This is a genomic window from Pseudalkalibacillus sp. Hm43 (assembly GCF_051842935.1).
Classification (GTDB): domain Bacteria; phylum Bacillota; class Bacilli; order Bacillales; family Fictibacillaceae; genus Pseudalkalibacillus.
Genome location: NZ_JBPXRR010000001.1, coordinates 2,844,862 through 2,863,719, shown reverse-complemented (window position 1 = coordinate 2,863,719; position 18,858 = coordinate 2,844,862). Strand labels below are relative to the sequence as shown.

Below are 18,858 nucleotides of genomic sequence, written 5' to 3'. Positions count from 1 at the left end.
AACTCAAACTATGTTTTTAATGAAAATGAAACAAAAATTTTATATTTTGATAATAAAGTGTAATGATAAGTATCCCGAATAGGAAGAAGGGTTCTTTGTGGTAAAATAAGGATAGACAGTGTGTCTAGGGGGCTTTAAAGGTGTGGGATATTAAGGTATTGGATCTTATCGTTATGATTAGTTCATTTTTAATAAATACGTTTATCACTATTTTCTTTGCTCTATTATTTGCCTGGGGCTTTGTTAATGAGTTTTTATATTATTTATGGTTGGCCATCAGTATAGGTAGTACATTTTATTTCGCATTTTTTTCTAAACAAATATTTATGTTCAAATGCCTTTTCCACACTGTATTTATATTCCTCATTGGTATTTTTTTATCGTTCTTGGCATCAATATTTTATTATGTATAGAAAAAAGACTCGTCATCAACGAGTCTTTTGTTATGAATGCTTTTCTTTAAGCTGCTTCATCACTTTCAGAAGCGGTACTTTTAATATTCAAATGTTCTTTTAATCTATCGCTGATTTTATTACGCTCTTCCTCTGGAACGATGTAATAGAAGATTTCATTAATATAAGTTTCTTGAGCTTCCACTTCAAACGTTTCTAATTCTTTTCTAGCCTCTTTATAATTCGATTGGATATCTTTCATTTCAGAGAACGTGATGTTTGTTTTTACATTTTCACTAATAACATTCAGCACATCATCAAACTTTGTAATGGAAGAAGCTCGAGCCCCTTTGTCAATGACGGCCTTGATCACCTGGCGTTGACGCTCGTTACGTCCTAGATCGCCTTTTGGATCTTGCTTTCTCATCCGAACATACGCAAGAGCTTCCTTACCTGAATCCAGCTTAATTTCACCTTGTGGGAACGAGTATCCTCCATATGAAAAAGTTAAACCATTATCAACGGTCACCCCGCCAACCGCATCAACAATATCCTGGAAGGACTCCATATTCACTTGAACGTAATAATTGATAGGGATGTCCAAGAAGTTCTCAACCGTTTCAACTGCCATTTTCGTGCCGCCAAAGGCATAAGCATGATTGATTTTATCGTCAAAATCCATCCCTATGATTTCTGTACGTGTATCCCTCGGGATATTGAACATGATCATGGACTCTTCCTTTGGATTTACAGTCATGACAATCATTGTATCTGAACGTCCCTGATCGTTTTCACGTTCATCGACTCCCATCAATAAAATTGAGATGGGTTCAGGAGCTTCTTTATCATTTACTTTCGGTTTCGGAACCGCCTTTTCACGTTCTGGATCAATCGGTTCGTGAATGTTCTCAGCTGTATCTTTCACCGAATCATATAAATAGTAGGCATACCCAGCAACTCCAATCACAGCAATCCCAACTACGATGACCAATGCCCAAATAAACTTTTTCAACATAAATAGCCTCGCTTCTCTTTGTCTTATAATGCAATTATACAGTAAGCTTGGCTTGAACCAAATCATTTTAAAGATCGAGTTTAAACGTTAGGTTTGGTAAAATAGGACAAAACTTCAAAAATTGATTTGAGGGATACAATATGGACGAAAAAAGGTTCAAAGAGGATCCTCGTTTCCGTATAGCGAACCGTGAAGCGTTATTCGGTATTGGATTAGCGATCCTCAATTTCATCTGGTGGTTTGCTTTCGCGTATGGTTTAGGGCGAAAGGATCCAGAAGAATATACATACATATTTGGCTTTCCTGCGTGGTTCTTTTACAGCTGTATCGGTGGATTCGTCTTATTTTCTCTGCTCGTCATTGTAATGGTTAAATTTTACTTTACAGAGGTGCCATTCGAGGACCGAAGGGAGGAGTCTGAATGAATTGGGAAGTCATCATTCCACTCTTTGGTTTTCTCTTGGTGGTGTTTTTAATAGGAACCTATGCATCTAAACATATACAAAAAGCGCCTGACTTCCTACAAGAATACTTCCTTGGAAGCCGCCAGCTCAACGGGTTCGTTTTAGCGTTAACGATGGTAGCAACCTTTGGTAGTGCGAGCAGTTTTGTGGGAGGACCTGGCGTAGCCTATAACCTGGGACTTGGTTGGGTTCTACTGGCTATGTCGCAACTCGTGACCGGTTACTTCACTTTATCCGTTTTAGGTAAAAAGTTTGCCATTGTTGCTCGTAAAATCAATGCAGTTACACTGATCGATTTTCTAAAAGAAAGATACCAAAGCAAATGGGTTGTACTCCTTTCCGCATTCAGCATCGTCATCTTCCTTTTCAGTGCCATGGCAGCACAATGGGTTGGGGGGGCAAGGCTGATTGAAAGCTTTACAGGACTCTCTTATACGACTGCTCTTTTCATATTTGCGGCTTCTGTCCTCGTTTATGTTGTGATAGGGGGATTCCGAGCAGTCGCCATAACTGATAGCCTGCAGGGAATCGTCATGTTTATCGGAACATTACTATTGCTTATCGGAACAGTCATTGCAGGCGGAGGGCTCTCCAACATCATGACAGAGCTCACCTTAGAAAACCCTGACCTTGTATCCCCTTTCGGAGCAGATCGTTCACTCACTCCCTTGTTTGTGTCTTCCTTCTGGATACTAGTAGGGATAGGAGTCGTCGGTCTACCACAGGTCTCGGTAAGAGCCATGTCCTATCGGGATTCCAAAGCGATGCACAAAGCGATGATTATCGGAACGATTGTCGTAGGTTTCATCATGCTTGGTATGCATTTGATCGGTGTGTTCGCCCGTGTCGTCATACCTGGAGTAGAAGTAGGGGATAAGGTAATGCCACTAGTGGCACTTGAAGTCTTGCCCGGCTGGCTTGCTGGTATCGTCCTTGCAGCACCAATGGCAGCCGTTATGTCCACTGTGGATTCATTACTACTTCTAGTCAGTTCAGCTGTTATCAAGGACGTTTATGTGAACTATGTAAAACCAACAGCTTCACAGCGTCAGGTCAAAACAATCAGCATTTCAGTGACAGCTGCTATCGGAATTCTCGTATTCCTAATGGCAGTAAACCCGCCGGATCTATTAATCTGGTTGAATCTGTTTGCCTTTGGAGGGTTGGAAGCCGCCTTCATATGGCCGGTCGTTCTTGGCCTCTATTGGAAAAAAGGAAACGCCTACGGAGCCTTCACTTCGATGATTGTCGGAGTCGGTTCATACATGCTCTTACACCTGAACGCACCTAATTTGTTAGGCATGCACACAGTTGTGGTGCCAATCGTCCTATCCTTCTTTGGATATGTAATTGCTAGTCTCGCAACCCAGCAAAAAAACAACATCACGCAACAACAAATCATCCAACGCTTCTGGGGCATTTGACCTATGGTGCCAGGCACTGTTTAAGAATCCTTGTTACACATGGACTTCCTAACAGTGCCTGGCACTTTCGCGTTTAATCAAACGTTTGATTGAGAATGTAAAAGATTTGTCGAGTATATACTTCGAACGATATTTATAGTAATTCCATTATTTTGAATCCTTTTCTACATAAATTACGTCTCAGTGTTAGAAAAAGGGGGAGGGAGCTGTTTGGACCTTGGCAAATATGAACCAGAGTGAAAGCATGGATTGCTCAGCTGAAGAAGTCGATTTGTTGTATGAGGCAGTTGCAACAATTGGTAAGCAAATGACCAATTTTGCATTCACCTATGTGAAGGATTGGGGGCTGGCTGAAGATCTCGTGCAAGAAGCGTTTATCAAAGCGTATAAAAATTTTCACACGTTCAATGGTGAATCTGCTTTAAAGACTTGGCTCTACAGCATCCTTGCGAATCAATGTAAGGATTATCTTAGATCCTCTTATTTTAAGAATGTTTTTTTATCAAATATTTTCCCCATACGTAAAAGTGGTGACGAGTATGACAAGATCGGCACTAATGAAGAGTTATCCCAAAATGTTTTAAAACTTCCAGTAAAATATCGTGAAGTCATTATCCTACATTATTATGAAGAATTAAAAATTAGTGAGATTTCCAGCTTGTTAGATTTAAAGGAATCAACTGTGAAGACAAGACTGCAAAGGGCGAGAGCGAAATTGAAATACGAAATGGGAGGAGGCTCTCTTCATGCATGACGAGTTTGAACAACTAAAACCTAATCTTGATAATTCACTGTTCAACAAAAATCCTTTCAACAAAGATAGCGAACAAAAAATTATTAACAAATTGAATGAACTTCACAATCAAAAACATCAAAAAAGGAAAAGAATTGCTTTTAAACCAACCATCGCTCTTGTAGCACTGTTATCAATCTGTTCCTTCCTTATCTTTTTAGTGATACAGGGAGAGGGAGGGAGTAATCAACCCACATCCACAAAGCAGCCACAATCAGAACAATACCAAGCTCCGACGACTAATGACGAAGATTCTGATGACCAATCAGTTGAAAGTGTTGTTAAGAAAATAGATGAGGAAGAAGTTGTGGATGAAGAACCTCCACCTGAGAAAGGTCTAAATGGCAAAGAAGAATTATATCAATTGATGCTAAATAATCAAAGTGTATTCAAAACGGTTAATGCAACTTATAAAATTCAACACAATGGAACAGTGAACCCCATAACCTACCATTTAGCCGCCAGGGTTAGAGACAATCCCGCTTTCTATATCCATGAGCTGAGCAAGGATGGCTTAGATGAGGAACGTCTATATAAAGATAATCAAATTGTTTCGTTATACCATCTAACAAAGGAGTTCAGTGTAACCAAAAATATTGAATATTTACCTACTGAAATCTTGGATTTTGAATATGTATTCCCTAAAAATGAAGCGATTAGTTATTTAGAAGATTTCAGTCAATGGGCAATTAAGGAGCGTACTCAGTATTTGAATTTAGATACCGTAGTAATTGAAGGGGAGCTAGGGAGAAGTGGGCACCTATTCAATATATGGGTGCATGAACCATCGGGTATCTGGTTGAAATTTAGAATTTCTGATGAACAAGGTACAATTTTAAGAGACATGGAGATGGAAAAGTTAAAATTAAATACACAACTAGAACACGATACATTTACACTGTCCATACCTTCCGATTACTTTGGGGAAGGACAAGAGCATAACGGGGATGAAAGCGTAAAGGATTTATACAAAGCATATGAAAAAATAGGGGACCAATATCAAGACAAAAATGAAGTACAGGATGTAGAGATGTTTGGTGAATTTAAATATGTAAGATTGACGTTAAAAGCAGACTCGGAATTCGTGACCATAGATCAGTATCATAAATATGGTGCAGATATCCTGGATCAATTAGATGAATTGGATCCACCATATGTCGATGATCACCGCTTAGGATTAGTTTTGAAAACGAAAGACGGTAGTAAAAAGATTGATGGTTATTATGACTCTGATAAGGAAGAATTCATCATCGTTGAATCCAATGAATGAACCTTTTTAAACAAGCGTTTGATTTAAATTGAAACCCTACTATTTTCAACCACTAACAGGATTCAATCAAACGCTTGATTGACATATTGAAATAAATGTCGAAGTCAAAATCAAAGTTAAATAGGCTCCTTTCACTCCCTGTAATGTTTTTGTAACAATTGAAACAAAAGTGAAACTTTTCAAGTTAATGATTCGTCTAATTTATATAAGGAATTTTTTGGAGGGATTTTCTTGAAATCATTGTTTCTAAGTTTCGTAATTCTTACATTGGGATGGAACATTGGATCGGGTGTAGATCTCCATCAAGAAAAACTTGAACATTCTACGAAAGACGATTTGTTACAAGTTCATACGCTACAAAAAAATATTAATACCACAACAATTTCGGCTGAAAAGAGATTTGAAAATCCAGAAGTAGTAGTTGAAGAGAATACAGGTGAAGTAGAAACAAAAATAGTAGAAAATGAACCAAAAGAAGAAAAGAAAACAGAAGTAAAAGTTATTAAGAAACAAGAAAAGGTTAAGTCAGAAACCAAGGAAGACAAGATTAAGAACCAAGAAGTGGCCGAACCGAGTAAAGAAGAACTTATCCATACCGCTCGTACCTTTATGGATGAACTGCTTCAACCTTATGACGAAAGCAATAATAAGGTGAAGAACTTCAATACGAAACAAGAATTAGTGAGTCATGTGAGTAGTTATGCGACAGAAGCTGTAGCTGTACCGTATGTAAATATGTATTTTGAGGAAAAGGAAGATGGTCTCTATATCATACCGATGTGTCTTAATCCTTGGATTACGGATCAACAACCATTTACGATGACAAAAATTGATGATAAGCAATATAAGCTTAGTCAGTCCAATTCATCCGATATGCATGGTAGTTACACGATACACTTAACATTCAAACAAATGAATGAAAAATGGATCATGGTCTCAGAAGATGTTAAATATTAACCGTATATGATTCAGGATAAAGGGCTTAATCAAACACAATTTGATTAAGCTTTTTCTATTGGTTGTACATTAGTTTGTCCTCATCACCTTACAATTCGGCTAATGAGTTTGACCCATCCAAAGATAGAGATCCAAAGAGGAACGCTTAGCGAAATACCCCATAAAAGCCCGGTAAAGAGATTTCCTTCTTCTTTCATAGAATACACATCCTCAAGTAGCATATTAGAAACCAGTATATCCACACTCAATAAGAAATATCCCAGAAATGAAGTGTACCCGGTACCGATTACAACTGCAGTCATACCAAGGGTTTAAAATCGGTACATGGTACGACAATCAAATATTTCCATGTGATAAGTTTTCTGAATTCACTAGAAATTACATTCGATATGCGTTATCCTCTTTATTAACGGAATAAAAAAGGACATTGTCCGTAAATATAATTCAAGCCTTTAATATTCATCACCCGCACACGTAACAATGTCCTGAAACTTAAGAGGAGGAATTGCATTGCCGTCAACTAACCCAAACCATGCAAACGAAAATGAAACCGCTAACAAAGGGTTCATGCTTCGCTTTCTGGATCGGGTGGAAGTGCTCGGAAACAAACTTCCACACCCGTTCATGCTATTTGTTTACTTAGCACTTGGAATCATCGTCCTTTCCGGTGTCATCAGTCTGTTCGACGTGACGGTCGACCACCCGGGTACAGGGGAAACAGTCGCCATCAAGAGTCTGTTGACCGGTGAAGGACTGAAATACATTCTCACATCTATGCTCACGAACTTTACCGAATTCAAACCACTCGGACTCGTTCTCGGTATGATGCTCGGTATTGGACTTGCCCAAAAAGTAGGGCTTATCCAAACGTTCATGAAAAAGACGATCATCAATGCACCGCCTAAGCTGGTCACATATGCGATCGTCCTAACGGGTATCTTAGGAAATCTGGCCTCCGACGCAGCATTTATTATTGTGCCACCCATTGCAGCAATGGTCTTCCTAACACTTGGTAGACACCCGATTGCAGGACTAGCTGCTGGTTTCGCCGGTGTTGGTGCTGGTTTTACCGCAAACTTCCTGATTACAGGTACAGATGCCCTGCTTTCTGGTATTTCAACTGAAGTATCCAAAAACATCGGGGATGGAATCACTGTAACACCTGTCGATAACTATATTTTCATGTGTTTCTCAGTTTTGATGCTCATGTCAGTGGGTACCTGGGTAACGGAAAAAATCGTAGAGCCGAAGCTTGGAAAATATGAAGGTCCTGCGAATGGAAAAGAGCTTGAAAAAATCCAACCCATTGAATCCCGTGGTCTACGAAATGCTGGTATTGTTGCCCTAATCTATATAGGACTACTCGCATTGGCGATCTTTTTACCAGGGTCAGCACTTCGTAATGAAGAAGGCGGACTGATCCCGTCACCATTCTTAGATGGAATCGTCCCGATTATTCTATTCTTTTTCATAGCATTATCGGTTGCGTATGGCGTTACAGTTAAGAAGATCCAATCGGCAAATGATGTGCCGAAGTACATGGGTGAATCCATGAAAGACATGTCCGGTTTCATCATCCTGATCTTTGCAGCTGCCCAATTCATCGCTTACTTCGACTGGACGAATATCGGTGTCTGGATTGCCGTTTCAGGTGCCGAATTCCTACAAAGCATCAATATGACAGGATTACCAGTTATCATCGGATTCATCTTCCTGACAGCCATCCTGAATCTATTAATTTTCAGTGGTTCAGCTCAATGGGCATTGATGGCGCCAGTATTCATTCCGATGTTTGCGCTGCTTGACTATCATCCAGCGTTCACGCAAATGGCGTATCGTATAGCCGATTCATCTACAAACATCATTACGCCATTGAACCCATATGTACCGATGATCCTGGCATTTATGAAGGATTATGACAAGAAAGCAGGATTCGGAACATTGTTTTCTGTCATGCTTCCGTACACGGTCGTATTCTTGACAATCTGGACAATCTTATTCGTTATCTGGAATCTACTTGGATTGCCAATCGGACCTGGCATCCACATGAAACTATAGTCACAAGACATGGGGGTAATATCATATGATTGATTTTAAAAGACAAGGTGAGCGAGTGGAGGAAGAGATCATCTCAATGCGCCGTCACCTGCATGAAAATCCGGAACTGAGCGAAGAGGAATTCGAAACCTCTCAGTTCATCCAACGAAAGCTTGATGAATACGGAATCCCATATAAAAAAGGTTATGCCAAAACTGGTGTACTCGGCATCATTAAAGGCGGTAAACCAGGAGGTGTCGTCGCTCTCCGTGCTGATATTGACGCGCTGCCGATCCATGAAAAAACCGAATCATCCTATGTTTCGAAAAAGGAGGGCGTCATGCACGCCTGTGGACACGATGCCCATACTTCAATGCTCCTCGGGACTGGAAAACTCCTGAACGAACAAAAAGCAGACATCAAAGGAACGATTTTATTAGTCTTCCAACCCGCAGAGGAAAATGCACCGACGGGAGGCTCCCAGCCAATGATGGACGATGGTATTTTCGATGAATACAAACCAGACGTTATTTTCGGACAGCACGTATGGCCAGACCTTCCGAAAGGCCAAATCGGAATCCGTGATGGTGCGATGATGGGTGCATCGGATCGCTTCATCGTGACCATCAATGGGACAGGCGGACATGCGAGTATGCCACACCAAACGAATGATGCGATTACGATGGCATCCGCAGTGGTCAGTCAATTACAGACAGTCGTCAGTCGGAACGTTGATCCTCTAGAAGCGGCTGTATTGACCGTTGGAAAAATTGAAGGTGGATATCGTTACAACGTCGTCGCTGATAAAGTGACGATCGATGGCACAATTCGGACCCTGAATCCAGAAGTGCGAAGTAGAGTACAAGAGCGATTCAATAAAATAGTTGAAGGAGTTACTGCTGGAATGGGCGGTTCAGCTGAAATCGAGCATATAGAAGGCTATCCTGCGACTGTCAATACACCGGAATGGGCACAACAAGTCCGTGCGACGGCGCAAAACCTGTTAGGGGAAGAGTCAACTCCAGTACTCAATTCCTCCCTTGGCGGAGAAGATTTCAGCCGGTTTCTTCTGAAGTATCCGGGAGCGTTCTTCTGGTTAGGAACAATGCCGAAGAACGGCCAACCAAAACCGTTGCACGATCCTTACTTCGAGCTTGATGAAGACGCACTTGCTGGTGGAGCGGAAATGATGGCACAAGTGGCAACTGATACATTGGAAAAGTTGGAGAAATGAATATGAAAATGGAATCTTTCATTGAACAGAATAAGGATCAATGGATTGATTGGAGACGTCAATTCCACCAATACCCGGAAGTCGGCTGGACCGAATACGTGACCACCTATCGGATCGCCAAAGTATTAACAGAACTCGGCTATATCACTCATATCGGAAAAGAGGCACTTGTCAGTGATGAAAGGATGGGAGTCCCTTCTGAAGATGTCCTTCGAAAGGAAGAAGAGCGGGCACGAGCTGAAGGGGTTCCCGAATCCTTTATGGAAAGAATGAAAGGCGGTCACACTGGAGTGGTCGCTACATTCGATACAGGTAAAAAGGGGCCTCATATCGCCATGCGATATGACATCGATGCCCTGCCAATCAAGGAATCTGACAAAAAGCAGCATCAGCCGGCTCAAAAAGGTTTCAACTCTCAAAGAGAAGGTCAAATGCATGCCTGTGGTCACGACGGCCATACAACAATCGGCCTTGGAATCGCAACATTTTTAAAGCAGAATTCAGAAGGACTTACCGGGCGATACACGCTATTGTTCCAACCTGCTGAGGAAGGCTCACGTGGAGCAAAATCAATGGTAGAAATGGGCTGGCTGGACGATGTCGACTACTTCTTATCCGGTCATATTGGCATCCATAGCGGCCGATCCATCGGTCAAGTCTCCGCAACGACAAGTGAATTTTTAGCAACGACCAAATGCGATGTCACCTTCAAAGGACTTTCTGCACATGCGGGAAAAGAGCCTGAAAAAGGTCGCAACGCTCTACTTGCTGCTTCAAGCGCAGCACTACATCTACATGGCATCCCTAGGCATGGAGATGGAAAGACCAGAATCAATGTCGGGACATTGAACGCTGGGACGGGTCGAAATATCGTTCCAGATCATGCCGCTATGCAACTCGAAACACGAGGCGCTATAACGGAATTGAACGAGTATATGATGAAGGAAGCTGAGCGAATCATCCTTGCAAGTTCCGCGATGTATGGTGTGGAAGCAAACATCCAAATTGTCGGACAAGGAATCGATGCCGCAAGTGACGAATCTTTTATCCCGATATTGGAGCATATCGTTAAAGAAAGTCCGATAATCCAGTCGGTGATTCCTCGTGACGTGATTGGAGCATCAGAAGACGTCGCCTACATGATGGAACGTGTACAACAAATAGGGGGACAAGCGACATATCTCATTTTCGGAACGCCCCTTGCGAATGGACATCATCATTCAGAATTCGACTACCTAGAGGATGTTCTTGCCGTAGCGGTCGATACGCTCGCAAGAACCATCGTCCATTTACAAGAAAAAGAGGTGTAACATATGGAGAAAGAATCGTGGCTGATGACCACATTGAAACAACTCAATCTGACAGACAGCATGGAACAGGAAGAAGGCTTCAGCCGCCTCGGCTACAGTGAAGAGGAATGGAAATCAATCGCTGTGTTCGAAGAAAAAGCGATATCGATCGGGCTTGAGGTCCGACGTGATGAAGCCGGCAACAGTATCGCACGTTGGAACGCTAACGATGATAAACCTGCCCTTGCCATGGGATCCCATTTGGATACAGTGAAAAATGGGGGAGGATACGACGGAGTTGCGGGTGTGCTTTGCGGATTGGCAGCTGTCAAAGAACTGAAGGAAGAAGGCTTCCAGCCCGCATTCCCAATAGAAGTGATCTGCTTCGCTTCAGAAGAATCTTCTCGATTCGGCGTCTCTACAATCGGCAGTAAAGCGATGACCGGTCAGTTAAATAAGGGTCAGCTTGCTGAGGTAAAAGATGACGATGGAATTTCAATAAAAGAAGCGGTTGAAAGTTGCGGTCTTTCATGGAAAAATATCACCGACGCTGAACGTCCGAAAGAGGCGCTTCGTCAATTTATTGAGCTTCATATCGAACAAGGTACGCGTGTTGAAGAAGCAGGCAAGTCCTTTGGAATTGCAACTGCCATCGCATGTCCAACACGTTTGATGATTGAAATCGAAGGACAATCCAGCCACACTGGATCGACCCCGATGGATAAACGAAAAGACGCTCTGGTAGCTGCTGCCCCAATCATCTCGTTCATCTCGCAACGAGCTCGTCAGCTTTCAGATGAAAACGAAGTACCCGTCGTTGCAACGGCTAGTATGGCGAATGTCTATCCGAACAAAATGACCAGTATACCCGGTCGGGTTGAACTTGGCGTAGACATCCGTAGTGTCAGTGATGAATTGAAAAGAGGCCTGGCTGATGAAATACAGCTCGAACTTGAAAAAATGACTACGCAATACCAGGTGAAAATCAATACACGCACACTTGTAGACGATGACTCCGTATTCCTTAATCCATCTGTAACGGAATCAATAAAGGAAACCGGTGAACAAATCGGTTATCATGGTTTGATGATGGAAAGCGGTGCCGGTCATGATGTTATGAACATGGCATCCCGTTGGCCGACTGGACTCGTATTCATCCCTTGCCGAGACGGTCTGAGTCATCATCCAGATGAATTCGCTTCAGAAAGTGACTTGAACATGGGTGTCGAGATATTAAAACAATACATGAAGAATGAAGCGAGTAACCCTTCTTGATGAAGGGTTTTTTCGTACATCCATAAATTTTTGGTATAGTTAGAAGTAGAGATTGTGAGACGGAGGATATTTATGAAATTACGGTTAGGCATTCTAGGTCCAGAGGATTCAATAGGACGGATTAAAGAATTTGCAGAACAAATGAATGAATTTGAAATCGCCTATTTTCCTTACGAGCACGCTTCGGAATCAGCTGGTCTGATTGAAGGAAATGAAAAGGAGATCGACCATTGGTTTCTTTCTGGACCCGCATTGTACCGATATTTGATTCGGAATGAACTTCTCAATGCTGATAATACGAGCTATCCAGATTTGTATGGTGCCAGCTTGATGGGGACAATTGTTGAGGCAATCACCACGTTGGACAAGCCGATTCGAAGGGTGAGTCTGGATACGATCCGTGTTTCAGAACTGGAGAGTGTCAAAACGGATTTCAATCTATCCAATTTAGAATTCCACCTTTACCAGGGAGAAGAATTTTTACCGGCAACAGAGGTCATTGAATACCACGAAAGCCTATATAGAGAAGGGAAGATTGATGCAGTTCTCACTTGTATCAAAACCGTTTACCTATCCATGAAAGATAAGGGCATACCATGCTTCCGCGTCATCCCATCAAGATTAGGAATCGAACTCGAACTCCGATTTGTAAAAGAGCACGCACAAGCCATTTGGTACCGCAAATCGTCTCTCGGAATCGTCGGTGTTGAAGTAGGTACATCTGATGAGCAGCAGAACAATCAATTTTATTCCTATAAACTGAAGCAGCAGATGCTGGATTTGAAGCGCCTCATGCTCGATTATTCGGAAAAAGTTCAAGGTTCATTCGTGGAAGTCGGTGATGCACTGTATTTCATTTATACGACAAGAGGCGAACTGGAACTAAAGTTGAATGAATACAACCCATCGCAGGTTGTACAAAACCTGAAAGAACAATCAGGATTGAACCTTCAAATGGGGATTGGGTATGGAATGACCGCGTGGGAAGCGGAACAGAATGTACGCCATGCACTTCACCTATCAGGAGACCATGAAAATCAAACAGTTGTCCTCGTGAACGAAGAGAAGGAAATCACATTGCTTCAAAATGAAGAACGGCTTTCGTATCAGCAACGATTATCCGGGTCAGTTTGGGAGGAGAAGTTGAAGGACGCGAAAATCAGTCCGTCCGTCATCTCGAAGATTGCTTCCTACTACAAGTATTATGAAAAAGATTTCGTGACGGCAAACGAAATCGCCCAATGGCTCAAAAGCACCGACCGGAATGCCCGCCGGATCCTCGCTGAACTAGAACGGCTAAAACTTGCTACTATTAAAGGCGAAGAACAAGTCGGACGAGGACGCCCTAGAAAAGTGTATGAACTGAACATTTAGAAAAGCCCTTACTAGAGGGCTTTTCTTATATCAATCAAACGTTTGATTGACAAAACGTAAAATATGTCGTCTGTCTTTTCTTAGATCATTGACTCATAGAGATTTCTTGGTCTGCATAAGTGAGTACAATTCCATCTGGGTTTAATGTTATTTTGAAATTCCCGCTGTTACCCCATCCATCTTCGTCATAGCTATGAGAAACGCTGTTTTTATCGAAGTTAAGAGTAACAGGACCAATTGATGCCAACCGCACACATTTGCTTGAACATATATCTAATGAAATATCTGCAGAAATCCCCCTGACATTTTCTACTTTCAAAAAGAAAATACCATTAGAATCTTTCCATTGCCCGCTATAATCTTTAAGGCTAGAATAATTGGTTTTCACAGGCTTACTTGTGCTTTCTGTGTTATCTTCAACACTATCATTTTCTGCATGGCTCCCTGTGTTTTCTTGTTCAGGAACAGATACAAAACTTACTAAACCATTGCTTCTATCAATTTTGAGAACACTACCTTTTATGTACATTTGGTTATTGTTGATAACAGAGAACTCAAAATAACGAGGGTCTATCTGTTCATCTGCTTTTTTAATCTCTACACCATTTAATTTGGTATATTTTTCAACTTCTTCCCAAGTCAGTTCGAATGGTTCATTTGCAGCTTCTTCAATTTCAATATCGTCCAGATACCATTGTGCCTCTTTACTGTTATATAAAGCTGTCAAACGGATTAATCTACCCGTCTTATATGCTTCGTTTGCAAACTCTAGAGTTTCTACTTTAAACCTTGATCTGCCTTCCTCAAATGTTTTAAGTCTTACTTTAGGTTGTAATTCATTAGGTGGACCGTTTTCTCCTAATGTATTTTTTGACTTTTCAATAAGTGGACCCATTTTTTCTCTAAATTTTTCGGTCACCTTATTGCTATTAGGATTTTCAAGGGCTTCAAGATACAGTGCCATAACTTCATCAGGTGTAATTTGTTTTTGCTCAATCTGATTGATTTTCTCACTTTTTACATTTTTGCTTTTCGTTAAATCTTCGCTTTCGATAGTATTTGCTTCCTTTTGTTCACATGCGCCTATGATCATGATTGAGGATAATAGTAGTGCAAAAATTCTTTTCATGTTTTTCTCCCTTTGTTGGTTTATGATCATAGAAAATAATACCATAAATATTGTATTTATAGTAAAATATGTAATTCTGTTTATTGTGTTTTTATGTGATCAACTATAAAATAAATATCTTTTTTGATATGAAATTATAGTAAAATTTCAAAACCTCTATTAATGAAAAAAGAATCACGTCGATAATAATACTATGATTCCTATTTACTATAAATTATATAATTTTTCCCAAATAATTATAGTTTTATAGGATTAATATAGTGTTCGGGGGTGGTTAATTAGTCTGCTTTCTACGTAAACCAATTCATTACCGTAAAAAGAAAGGAGAAAGTATCTAATGAGATACTGTACTGAATGCGGGTCAGAATTAAATGAGGAAAGTACATTTTGTACGGAGTGTGGGACCAATCAAACGACTTCTAAAAGCACAAAGAATGTAGTTGAAAAACCATTGCATTCTAAGACCTCAAATGTAAAGACATTTAAGCCTCTATCTAAGAAAAATAAGATTCTAATTGCTTCAATAGCTATCATTTTTATTGCAGTTTTTGCGACACATAAGATTTTTTCTAATTATTATGATCCGATGGCTCAACTTAAAGAAATAGATCAAGCTGTCAATAATGGAGATAGCGAGTTATTGTTTTCTCATATTGATTATGATGAGGATGCTTTGTTGGATAAGGACCAGTTTATTAACCACCTTCAGGAATCTGACTGGGAATTTATTCGAACAAGCCTCACAAACACCATAATGAATGAAGAGAATAATAGCTTCCATCAAACAGTAAAGGACTTTTCAGGAAATAAGGTATTTGTAGTAAAAGTCGAGGAAGAGTTACTTGGACTTTATCAAAAATATATTTTTGAGGCAGTTCCAAATAATTTGTATGCTATATCCAATTATTCAGCGACCAAACTAAATCTATTAAAGAAAGATTATGAAATTGAATCTGCTGATGAACCAACTGAGATTGTTAAAGCTTATCCAGGTACTTATAATTTCAAAGCCATCCTAGATAACGAATTTGGTTCCATAACCCTAGACGAGCAAGTAGTGGTTATGGGTGATGGTAACAATCAAGATAATTTATACATAGACTTTCCGGTTAGACAGTACCATGCGAGTTCAAATATGGAAGATGCAATTCTATACATTAATGGAGTGAGCACAGGTAAAACATTAGAAGAATACGAAATTCTGGGACCATTTCCAGATGGTGAAAAAGTTGAAATGTATGCTGAATGGTCTGCACCTAATGGAAAGAAAGTTAAATCAGAAACTATTACGCAAGAAGATGTATCTTGGGGAGGATTGTTTTTTGACTTTGACTTAGAAGTGATAGAATCATTAGCTACCCTAGAAATACATGATGAGCGAAATATTGAAAATGCTAGTGAAAATGCTAGTAATGAAGATATTGTGGCTAACCACATCTTATCATTTAGAGATGCCTATGAGGTTTCATTAAATACGAGAGATTTCTCCCATATCGAGGGTTTCATGCTTAGTGATAGCCATGCCTATGATGAACTTAAGACTTATATTGGAAAGTTAAAAGATCAGGGATATAAATATGATTTTATAGAAAATTCCATCTTGGAGACTAATGAAATAGCTGATGGGAAATTCGAAGTATCTACAAACGAACATTTTATATTTACTAATCATGAAGGAAAACAAACGGAATACAACCGCTCAAAGATTTATACGGTAATAGAAGTTGATGGAACTTACAAGATTCAAAAAATAGATATAAACGATACAGATCGAAATAAAATTTAATACATTATGGAAGGAAAGTGAATTATGATTTGTCCAGTTTGTAAGCATGAACAGGAAAACGGAAAATTTTGTGGCAGCTGTGGTGCATCCATGATTGTTACAACAACTGAAAATGAGATAGCGGCAACCTCAGAAAGTGTAAATGTAACAACAAGCACTGTAAGTACCCCAAATGAAAATCTAGACAAAGCAAAGAACATTTCTAGAATGTATGGGAATTACGTATTAGCTTTATTGAAACGTCCAAGTCTTGCATTTACATTAAATGAGCAACAATTTGTAAATGGAATTATAACGATCATTCTGTATGCTTTAACTTTTGCGCTCAGCTTATATTTCTTAGCCAATAGCATATTTAAGGCTGCGATGGATGGAATTGGAGAATTGTTCATGGAAACTACTCCAGCCGCATCATTACCTTTTTTCGATATTACGTTTAAACTTTTATTAATTGGTGTGGTCTTTGTTGCAATTGGTATGGTTTCTACGTTACTAGTAGCAAAACTGATGGGTAACAAACTACCAGTTAAAGAATCCCTATCTCAATATTCGAGTGTATTGGTTCCATTTACTGCGTTGAACATGGTTGCTATGATTTTGGGATTACTCGGTTCTGTTTGGGGAACAATTATCATCATTGTACTATCACTTCTTTTTGTTATTCTATTTATACCAGGATTTGTTGTCTATGAATATTCTAAGGATACGAAAGGAACTGTTGACCGATTTTATTGGAGCTTCGGAGCGATTCTAGGTGCAATGTTATTCACTTATTTGGTTGGCAAGATGTTCGTATGGGAAGCGTTCTCTTCACTAATGGAATTAATGGAAAGATTTTAACTGAAAAATATTATTTAGTCTAAATAAAGCAAGCCAGGCCAAGTAGTAATTCTACTTAGCCTGGCTATTTAGTTGGGACTAAATAAATTCCAACAAAATTAAATTTTTTTCGGTGAATCCGGAACAATAGTTTCACGATCCGCTAACAATTTTTTCTTTGAGTCAGGAACAATGGTTTCTCTGTCAACAAATGCTGGATTTTCAATATCAGGGACGATTTCTTCTCTTTGACTTAAGCTTGTGTCAGTCGATAAGAGCGGTGTCACAACCAAACTAAGACACATGAATAGAAAGGCTAACCTTTTCTTCAATTTCTTTCCTCCTTAAAAGTTAAAGATGTCTTTTTGCAAGTATAACTCTTTGCGATGTTTTACTCGATTTTTCGAACTGGTGTTGGTCATGATAATACCTGGTCAATAATTCACCAATATGAATAACATCGTTCCACATTTCATTCTCTTCAAAATATGATAATCCTTCTTGTATTTCAGATTCATGTTCCTCAATCTTTTTATCAGAGTAGACATACAATGTCTTGAACCTCTGTAAGAAAATCTGATTATCTTGTTCCTCCGATAGCACCTGCCCTTCATTTTGATATTCAGTTGCAGTTCCGAAGTCTCTATTCAGATAATATAATTTTGCCAATTGGTAAGTAGCTTTTATAGCATAATCTGATTGATTCTGTTCTAAGAAATACTCTCTGGATCTGTTGAAATATTGAACCGCTTCGTCTTTATAATTTTGAGAATGATAGAAGGTCCCTAAGTTGAAAATTACAGCATGCTTGTACTCTAAATCATTAAAATGATCACAGTAACGAAGGGCATTATGATAGTGAAGCTCTGCATCTTCATAATCTCTAAGATCTGTCAGGTTAAGTGCAAGAAGAAGTTCACAATCTGCGCTTCTCTTGTAGAGATAATTCTTTTGGAAAACCTTTAATGCATTGTGCAGGTGTTTTATAGATAATGCATTTTGATAATGTTCATAATACGAAGCAGCCATCTTATAATGGAATTCACCAATCTCATCCTGATGCTCAGAGAAAATGATATGTGGTTGAGCCTTTTTGAAACTATCAATTGAATCCTGATAACGATTCAGTATGTAATAATAAATCCCTTTGAAGCTATGATAATAATATTGTAAAATCTCACTCGACTCATGAAATGGTTCAATATCTTTTAAGACTTGAGTAGCCGATTCAACATCCTTAAACATTAATTGATACCGAAATAAAATCAATTGATAATAATTATAAGCGAATGAATCCGCTGATGATTGCTTATATAATTGATCAAGTTCTGTAGCTAACTCTCTAGCTTTAGTTATGTTTAACTCCTTAATAGCTTTATACCAACTGTCAATTTTCTCATTAACAATTATTGTATCTAAAGATACCGTCATGAAACCCCTCCTAAATTTTAAATTGTATAAAAAAACAAAAATTTCAAATAATTTATTTTCTACTACATATGATACTATATATTTCCAAATTATGAGTTGGGAAAATTGTACCGAATAACCGTTTTTAAAGTATGATAATAAAGTTGTATTTTCCCAACAATGAAAAAAA

16 protein-coding genes are annotated in these 18,858 nt (G+C 39.4%); 12 read left to right on the top strand and 4 right to left on the bottom strand.

The window, feature by feature from the left end; genetic code table 11:
- Positions 1–459: 459 nt before the first annotated feature.
- On the bottom strand, positions 460–1,407 hold the full coding sequence (locus ACSVDE_RS14890) for an LCP family glycopolymer transferase (protein ID WP_439301652.1): 948 nt from the start codon (positions 1,405–1,407) through the stop codon (positions 460–462).
- 140 nt (positions 1,408–1,547) lie between these two features.
- On the opposite strand from ACSVDE_RS14890, the gene ACSVDE_RS14885 reads away from it, so the two are divergent.
- The 10 genes from ACSVDE_RS14885 (at position 1,548) to ACSVDE_RS14840 (ending at position 13,524) form a co-directional block, all read left to right on the top strand.
- Entirely contained in the window at positions 1,548–1,832 is a 285-nt protein-coding gene (locus tag ACSVDE_RS14885; RefSeq protein WP_439301651.1) for a YhdT family protein, read from the top strand.
- Complete coding sequence (gene panF, locus ACSVDE_RS14880; protein WP_439301650.1) at positions 1,829–3,295, top strand: sodium/pantothenate symporter; 1,467 nt, start codon at positions 1,829–1,831, stop codon at positions 3,293–3,295. Before ACSVDE_RS14885 ends, panF begins: the two co-directional genes overlap by 4 nt.
- Positions 3,296–3,521: 226 nt before the next feature.
- Positions 3,522–4,049, top strand: coding sequence for a sigma-70 family RNA polymerase sigma factor (locus ACSVDE_RS14875; protein ID WP_439302017.1), 528 nt, complete (start codon positions 3,522–3,524; stop codon positions 4,047–4,049).
- Positions 4,042–5,358 (top strand): hypothetical protein, encoded by a 1,317-nt coding sequence (locus ACSVDE_RS14870; RefSeq protein ID WP_439301649.1) that lies wholly within the window; start codon positions 4,042–4,044, stop codon positions 5,356–5,358. The genes ACSVDE_RS14875 and ACSVDE_RS14870 overlap by 8 nt, the downstream gene beginning before the upstream one ends.
- Positions 5,359–5,589: 231 nt before the next feature.
- Positions 5,590–6,315 (top strand): hypothetical protein, encoded by a 726-nt coding sequence (locus ACSVDE_RS14865; protein ID WP_439301648.1) that lies wholly within the window; start codon positions 5,590–5,592, stop codon positions 6,313–6,315.
- Positions 6,316–6,882: 567 nt separating this feature from the next.
- Positions 6,883–8,373, top strand: coding sequence for an AbgT family transporter (locus ACSVDE_RS14860; protein ID WP_439302016.1), 1,491 nt, complete (start codon positions 6,883–6,885; stop codon positions 8,371–8,373).
- Positions 8,374–8,398: 25 nt separating this feature from the next.
- A complete protein-coding gene (locus tag ACSVDE_RS14855) occupies positions 8,399–9,586 on the top strand; it encodes a M20 metallopeptidase family protein (RefSeq protein ID WP_439301647.1) in 1,188 nt (395 codons plus the stop codon).
- A gap of 2 nt (positions 9,587–9,588) precedes the next feature.
- Positions 9,589–10,896 (top strand): amidohydrolase, encoded by a 1,308-nt coding sequence (locus tag ACSVDE_RS14850; RefSeq protein ID WP_439301646.1) that lies wholly within the window; start codon positions 9,589–9,591, stop codon positions 10,894–10,896.
- A 3-nt stretch (positions 10,897–10,899) separates the two neighbouring features.
- Positions 10,900–12,150: a M20 family metallo-hydrolase gene (locus ACSVDE_RS14845; protein ID WP_439301645.1), complete on the top strand. Its 1,251-nt coding sequence runs from the start codon at positions 10,900–10,902 to the stop codon at positions 12,148–12,150.
- A 72-nt stretch (positions 12,151–12,222) separates the two neighbouring features.
- On the top strand, positions 12,223–13,524 hold the full coding sequence (locus ACSVDE_RS14840) for a hypothetical protein (RefSeq protein ID WP_439301644.1): 1,302 nt from the start codon (positions 12,223–12,225) through the stop codon (positions 13,522–13,524).
- Positions 13,525–13,609: 85 nt separating this feature from the next.
- On the opposite strand, the gene ACSVDE_RS14835 is transcribed toward ACSVDE_RS14840, so the two are convergent.
- Positions 13,610–14,653, bottom strand: coding sequence for a hypothetical protein (locus tag ACSVDE_RS14835; protein ID WP_439301643.1), 1,044 nt, complete (start codon positions 14,651–14,653; stop codon positions 13,610–13,612).
- Between the two features lie 337 nt (positions 14,654–14,990).
- Here ACSVDE_RS14835 and ACSVDE_RS14830 point away from each other — a divergent pair, with 337 nt between their 5' ends.
- Complete coding sequence (locus tag ACSVDE_RS14830) at positions 14,991–16,439, top strand: TcaA NTF2-like domain-containing protein (RefSeq protein WP_439301642.1); 1,449 nt, start codon at positions 14,991–14,993, stop codon at positions 16,437–16,439.
- A gap of 24 nt (positions 16,440–16,463) precedes the next feature.
- The gene (locus ACSVDE_RS14825) at positions 16,464–17,279 is read left to right on the top strand and encodes a hypothetical protein (protein WP_439301641.1); all 816 of its coding nucleotides are present in this window, start codon (positions 16,464–16,466) and stop codon (positions 17,277–17,279) included.
- 98 nt (positions 17,280–17,377) lie between these two features.
- Here the strand turns inward: ACSVDE_RS14825 and ACSVDE_RS14820 are convergent, their stop codons facing one another.
- Complete coding sequence (locus ACSVDE_RS14820) at positions 17,378–17,590, bottom strand: hypothetical protein (protein WP_439301640.1); 213 nt, start codon at positions 17,588–17,590, stop codon at positions 17,378–17,380.
- 19 nt (positions 17,591–17,609) lie between these two features.
- Positions 17,610–18,689, bottom strand: a complete 1,080-nt coding sequence (locus tag ACSVDE_RS14815; RefSeq protein WP_439301639.1) for a hypothetical protein — start codon at positions 18,687–18,689, stop codon at positions 17,610–17,612.
- Positions 18,690–18,858: the final 169 nt, after the last annotated feature.

What these genes read in the sequence shown, in the direction of transcription:
- ACSVDE_RS14885 (WP_439301651.1), top strand. Translation starts at nt 1,548, where the DNA reads ATGGACGAAAAAAGGTTCAAAGAGGATCCTCGTTTCCGTATAGCGAAC.
- ACSVDE_RS14815 (WP_439301639.1), bottom strand. Translation starts at nt 18,689, where the DNA reads ATGACGGTATCTTTAGATACAATAATTGTTAATGAGAAAATTGACAGT.
- ACSVDE_RS14845 (WP_439301645.1), top strand. Translation starts at nt 10,900, where the DNA reads ATGGAGAAAGAATCGTGGCTGATGACCACATTGAAACAACTCAATCTG.
- ACSVDE_RS14825 (WP_439301641.1), top strand. Translation starts at nt 16,464, where the DNA reads ATGATTTGTCCAGTTTGTAAGCATGAACAGGAAAACGGAAAATTTTGT.
- ACSVDE_RS14835 (WP_439301643.1), bottom strand. Translation starts at nt 14,653, where the DNA reads ATGAAAAGAATTTTTGCACTACTATTATCCTCAATCATGATCATAGGC.
- ACSVDE_RS14840 (WP_439301644.1), top strand. Translation starts at nt 12,223, where the DNA reads ATGAAATTACGGTTAGGCATTCTAGGTCCAGAGGATTCAATAGGACGG.
- ACSVDE_RS14850 (WP_439301646.1), top strand. Translation starts at nt 9,589, where the DNA reads ATGAAAATGGAATCTTTCATTGAACAGAATAAGGATCAATGGATTGAT.
- ACSVDE_RS14855 (WP_439301647.1), top strand. Translation starts at nt 8,399, where the DNA reads ATGATTGATTTTAAAAGACAAGGTGAGCGAGTGGAGGAAGAGATCATC.
- ACSVDE_RS14875 (WP_439302017.1), top strand. Translation starts at nt 3,522, where the DNA reads ATGAACCAGAGTGAAAGCATGGATTGCTCAGCTGAAGAAGTCGATTTG.
- ACSVDE_RS14860 (WP_439302016.1), top strand. Translation starts at nt 6,883, where the DNA reads ATGCTTCGCTTTCTGGATCGGGTGGAAGTGCTCGGAAACAAACTTCCA.
- panF (WP_439301650.1), top strand. Translation starts at nt 1,829, where the DNA reads ATGAATTGGGAAGTCATCATTCCACTCTTTGGTTTTCTCTTGGTGGTG.
- ACSVDE_RS14830 (WP_439301642.1), top strand. Translation starts at nt 14,991, where the DNA reads ATGAGATACTGTACTGAATGCGGGTCAGAATTAAATGAGGAAAGTACA.
- ACSVDE_RS14870 (WP_439301649.1), top strand. Translation starts at nt 4,042, where the DNA reads ATGCATGACGAGTTTGAACAACTAAAACCTAATCTTGATAATTCACTG.
- ACSVDE_RS14890 (WP_439301652.1), bottom strand. Translation starts at nt 1,407, where the DNA reads ATGTTGAAAAAGTTTATTTGGGCATTGGTCATCGTAGTTGGGATTGCT.